Origin of the sequence: Synechococcus sp. R55.7 (assembly GCF_047461955.1) — a bacterium.
Lineage (GTDB): Bacteria > Cyanobacteriota > Cyanobacteriia > Thermostichales > Thermostichaceae > Thermostichus.
Genome location: NZ_JANSIC010000195.1, coordinates 1 through 4,931, shown reverse-complemented (window position 1 = coordinate 4,931; position 4,931 = coordinate 1). Strand labels below are relative to the sequence as shown.

The following is a 4,931-nucleotide window of genomic DNA, read 5'->3' as shown; positions in this document are numbered from 1 at the left end:
GGAACTCACAAAGGGCTTCCTTGAGTCCAGATTGAGAGTCCCCTTGGGTCCAGAGTCAACATAAAAGGCAGGTTAGTGGCAGCGGCCATCTGCAAATGAACCTGTGGCGGCATCTGGCCCAGACTTTATCGCTGCACACTTCCCCAACAGGCAAAAGGGGCCAACCTGGACAGAGAACATAGCCAACAGAAACGGGCGGAGATCTCCGGGATCCCTGCCCATCCTGGTTTGAGGCGGGTTATTCTCTGCCCTCAGGCGCTTTCAAGACTCTCCCGCCAGGCGGGCGTAAAACAGGCCTTGAATGCGAACAGTGTGGGGTTCCATCGCCCCTTGCTCGGTGCTGGAAGGCTGAATGCTAACAAAGGATCCCGCCATTTCGCCAGTGCTGGGATCCACGCGAGCAATCCGCAGGGACATTTTCCCCTGGGAAACCTCGTCCACCTTGCGGTTGGTGGCAAAATCATCTTTGGCAGCCTGTAGACCTACCGCAGTGTCGTAGCCGGTGTTGGATCCCCGCCCGCGCGGGTCGAGGAAGGTGCTGCTGTGATAGCCGGGCACCAAGAACTCCCCTTCAAAATCGGTCGAAGGGTCAATGGCGGAGCCCTGGGCAGTGGCGACCAAGTCTTTCACGCTAAACAGAAACGGCACCAGCTCGCGGCGGGGCATTTGGCCGGTGGTCGGCTGAAAGGTGATCCCATCCACCACTTTGAGCTCCAGCGCACCGTCTTTGGGAGTCACCTCAGCTTTAATCGGCCCCAGAGTGGCCGCTGAGATCATGATGTTTTTGGCCTTGATGAACTCTTTCTCGCCGTTCCGCTTTTCCTCTTCCACCTCAATTTGCACCGGCTGGAAGCAGACATCCGTCAGCTTCAGGGATCCCCCCCTAGGCACTTCGATACGGCCCCGGGCGTTGTCCGAGACCGAAGGGCAAATGGCGGCCTTGCCGGTGTTGCGGATCTGGTCATAGGTCAGCGGCGCCTTGGCAGCCTTAGCCGGAACAGCAAAGACGCTCAAACAAAGCGCCAACAGGATGGCGAGCAGTGGACGGTACCGCATAATCAACCTCGAAAAACCTTTTTTGAATCTGAACGCTGCTGGGGGAAATAAGCCCGAATGCCCCCATTGTACGCAATCGTGATCCCCCTCAGAGGAAGTGCCTCAAAATTAGCCACCCACCAACAGGGATCCCAGCCAGCGTTCCCGAATCTGGGTGATCAACTCGCGGATAGGCTGTTGGTTGACACGGTAGCTGATGGGATGGGCAATCAGGCGAGCTGTACTCTCGAATAGGCAGTCTCGCTCAATCAGGCCGTTTTCCCTCAGGGTGCGCCCTGTGGCTACCAAGTCGACGATGGCATCGGCCATGCCGGTGAGGGGGGCCAACTCCACCGAACCATAGAGAGAGATAAGCTCCACCGGCAAATCCAGGCGGTCAAAATACTCCCGGGCGCAGCCGACAAACTTAGAAGCCACGCGGGCATGAGCAGGCAACTGAGCTGCCGAGTGGTAGGGGCTATCTTGGGGAAGGGCCACCGACATGCGACAGTGGCCAAATTGGAGATCCAACAGGTGGGCCACCCGCGCTTCGGTGCCGGCATAGCGCTCCCGCAAGACGTCGTAGCCGACAATGCCCAACTGCGCCTGCCCGTACTCCACGTACACCGGCACATCGTGAGTGCGCACCAGCAGCGCTTCGTAGCGTTGTCCGTTCAGCCGGGTGGGGGATTCAATCCGCAGCAGGCGATTGCCGGGATCCAAAAAACGGCTGAAATCGATCCCCACCTGCTGCAGGCATTGAATGGCCTCAGGCAGCAAGGCCCCCTTGGCCAGGGCAATCGTGATGGGTGGGCTGTCGGGACGGCCATCCAGCATCTTTTTCAGGATCTACTACATTTGTCTGATACATCCGTCTGAATCTTGGGCCAGGAGCAATCAATGTAAGAATGCTGGGATCCCCGTCTGCCGGGTGGAACTCTCAGGAGAGACGGGGCAAAACGAGGGGCTCAGGGGAAACCCTTGGCGAAATGCCCAGAGGCGGGCGGGTTCTCCCAGAAGAGCAGACCCCCTCGATTGTAGGGGATCGGAATCCCAGCAGCGATTCCCCAGCCTCTTGAAAGCCCCGCCGGTTCTCTGGAATGCCGATCCTGGGATGATAAAGTCAGAGCACGGTTAGCCCGGAGGAGTGACGACGGCATGAAAGCCATGATCCTGGCAGCAGGCAAAGGCACGCGGGTACGGCCCATCACCTACATGATGCCGAAGCCGATGATCCCCATTTTGCACAAGCCTGTCATGGAATTTTTGGTGGAGCTGCTGCGGGAACACGGCTTCGACCAGATCATGGTCAACACCAGCCACTTGGCCCACCAAATCGAAGACTACTTTCGAGATGGGCAGCAATGGGGGGTTCACATCGGCTTTTCCTTCGAAGGCCATTTTGAGAACGGCCAGCCGGTGGCCGAACCTCTGGGCTCCGCTGGCGGTATGCGCAAGATCCAGGATTTCTCCGGATTTTTCGACAGTACCTTTGTGGTGCTCTGTGGGGATGCCCTGATCGACCTGAACCTCACGCAGATCGTCAACTTCCACAAATCCAAGGGAGCGCTGGCCACTGTGGTCCTGCGGCAGGTGGATCCCAGCCAGGTCTCCAGCTATGGGGTGGTAGTCACCGACGAGACGGGTCGCATCACTGCTTTCCAAGAAAAGCCTAGGCGGGAAGAGGCCCTCGGCCACACCATCAACACCGGCATCTATGTTTTCGAGCCGGAAGTGTTCGACTACATTCCCCCTGGCTGCCCCTACGACATCGGCAGCGATCTCTTCCCGGCCTTGGTGAAAGCGGGTGCCCCCTTTTATGGGATCACGGCTGACTTTCAGTGGGTGGACATTGGCCGCACCCACGACTACTGGCTGGCGGTGCAAAAAGTGCTGCGCGGCGAGATCAAGGGAGTCAAGGTGCCTGGGATCCAGATTCAACCCGGCGTATGGACGGGGATCAACATCCGCGCCAACTGGGATCGCATCCACATCGAGCCACCGGTCTACATCGGGGCCAGCAGCTATTTGGCGGACGGGGTCAAACTCATCGGCCCCACGGCAATTGGCTACGGATGTGTGTTGAATGAAGGGTGTACGCTGGATGGCAGCTTGATTTTTAACTACACCCAGATTGCGGCAGGCGTGACCCTACGCCACCAGATGGTGATGGGTCGCTACTGCATTTCCTCGGATGGCAATGCCATCGACACCGAAGAGTCCAACCTCACGTGGCTGATCGGAGATGCCCGCAGCAATGCCAACGGCAAATCCCCATAGCGCCCTCTACCTCTACGGGATCGTCGCTGCCCCTGGCCCGCGTCATCTGAGTGTGGTGGGGCTGGACAAGCAGCCGGTGCAGGTTCATGGGCTGGGATCCCTGGCCTTCTTGTACTCCCAGGCTCGACAGGAGCGCTACCTGGCCAGCCGGGCCAACTTGCTCGCCCATGAGGCCGTGCTGGAAAAAGTGATGAACGAGGGACACCGGGCTCTGCTGCCTCTGCAATTTGGCCTGGTGGTGAGCGGCTGGGAGCAGGTGGAACGGGACTTGGTGCAGCCCCGCTTGGCGGATCTGCTGGCTCTGCTGGAGCGCCTGGAGGGCAAGCGGGAGGTGGGAGTCAAAGTCTTCTGGGATCCCGAGCAGGAGCTCAAGCTGGGGCTAGAGGAAAACCCTGCCCTCAAAGCTCGGCGAGACGAAATGGCCGGCGCTCCTCTGGGGCTGGACGCGGTAGTCGAGATCGGACGGGCTCTGGAGCAGCTCTTAGAGCAGCGACGTCAGCGCATTGCCCAGACCTTTACAGCAGCCCTCAGCCCCTTGGCCAGCGACCGCGTAGAAGGAGATCTGCTCACCGAAAACATGGCCTACAACGGCTCGTTTTTGATCAATTGGGAAGATGAGCCGGTTTTTGCCCAAAAAGTAGAGGAGCTAGACCAGACCTTCCAGGGGCGGCTGCGCATTCGCTACAACAACTTCACCGCTCCCTACAATTTCGTCAAACTTTGACACACTCAGCTGTATTGGGTCACTTCTCTACAAAAGACAAGAGGAGACCGCTCGGCTGAATGGTCGAAGGCAGGGATCCTTTTGGAGATCTGCTCAGGTATTGTGGGGATGGGCGCTGCAGTGGCTAAGCCGAGGGAGACGGTATGGGGTTGCTTATTTTTATCTTGTTTTTAGCTCTGGCTGCCGGGATCTTGGCTCTAGCCCTTTACCACGAAAAGAAACGTCGAGAAGCTCTGGAGCGGGTAGCTGCACAGCTAGGAATGCGCTTTTCTGCCCAGTTGCCTGAAGAGATTCGATCTCGCTTGTTGCAAGCAGGCTTTGGACTGTTTGAACGAGGCCATGGGCGGCGTTTCTATAATTCGATGTCCAAGCGGCTGATCGATGGCACTGAGATTACCGTTTTTGATTACCAATACACCCGCGGCAGTGGCAAGAGTTCTAGCACTTATCGCCAGTCCGTCTTCTACGCCTATCACGAGGATCTTCATCTGCCCCGTTTTCGGCTGCACCCCGAAAATGCCCTTTTCCATGGCATCGCCAAAGCTTTTGGCATGCAAGATATCAATTTCGAGAGCCACCCTAAGTTCTCCCGGAGCTATCTCTTGCGAGGAGAGAATGAAGCCCAAGTTCGGCTGCGGTTCCATCCTGGCGTCCTTGGTTTTTGGGAGCAGCATCCCAACTATTGCGCCGAAGGAGCTGGCGCCCACCTCATTCTTTGGCAAAATGACCGACAGGTGAGTCCCGAAGAGATAGCAAAATGGATGCGCTTGGGGGAAGAGTTGACTCAACGGCTGCGGCGTATGTAGTAGCAGAGCCTACGGCCCCCCGCCGCGAACGGTCAACCTCGGCCTAAACCTCACCCCAAGAGGGTGCGCTGCAATCTCAAGAACCT

At 58.0% G+C, this 4,931-nt stretch carries 5 protein-coding genes; 3 read left to right on the top strand and 2 right to left on the bottom strand.

The window, feature by feature from the left end; all coding sequences use genetic code 11:
* Positions 1–261: 261 nt before the first annotated feature.
* Complete coding sequence (locus tag NW820_RS10065; RefSeq protein ID WP_414329070.1) at positions 262–1,056, bottom strand: photosystem II manganese-stabilizing polypeptide; 795 nt, start codon at positions 1,054–1,056, stop codon at positions 262–264.
* A gap of 108 nt (positions 1,057–1,164) precedes the next feature.
* Positions 1,165–1,872: an ATP phosphoribosyltransferase gene (hisG, locus tag NW820_RS10060; protein WP_011433162.1), complete on the bottom strand. Its 708-nt coding sequence runs from the start codon at positions 1,870–1,872 to the stop codon at positions 1,165–1,167.
* Positions 1,873–2,193: 321 nt separating this feature from the next.
* Between hisG and NW820_RS10055 the strand changes: the two genes are divergently transcribed.
* The 3 genes from NW820_RS10055 to NW820_RS10045 all read left to right on the top strand — a co-directional run bounded on the left by NW820_RS10055 (position 2,194) and on the right by NW820_RS10045 (position 4,845).
* Positions 2,194–3,315 carry a sugar phosphate nucleotidyltransferase gene (locus NW820_RS10055; RefSeq protein ID WP_414329069.1) on the top strand — a complete coding sequence of 374 codons (1,122 nt, stop codon included), beginning with the start codon at positions 2,194–2,196 and terminating at the stop codon, positions 3,313–3,315.
* Positions 3,293–4,039, top strand: coding sequence for a GvpL/GvpF family gas vesicle protein (locus NW820_RS10050; protein WP_011433160.1), 747 nt, complete (start codon positions 3,293–3,295; stop codon positions 4,037–4,039). The genes NW820_RS10055 and NW820_RS10050 overlap by 23 nt, the downstream gene beginning before the upstream one ends.
* Before the next feature lie 143 nt (positions 4,040–4,182).
* The gene (locus NW820_RS10045) at positions 4,183–4,845 is read left to right on the top strand and encodes a hypothetical protein (RefSeq protein ID WP_414407411.1); all 663 of its coding nucleotides are present in this window, start codon (positions 4,183–4,185) and stop codon (positions 4,843–4,845) included.
* Positions 4,846–4,931: the final 86 nt, after the last annotated feature.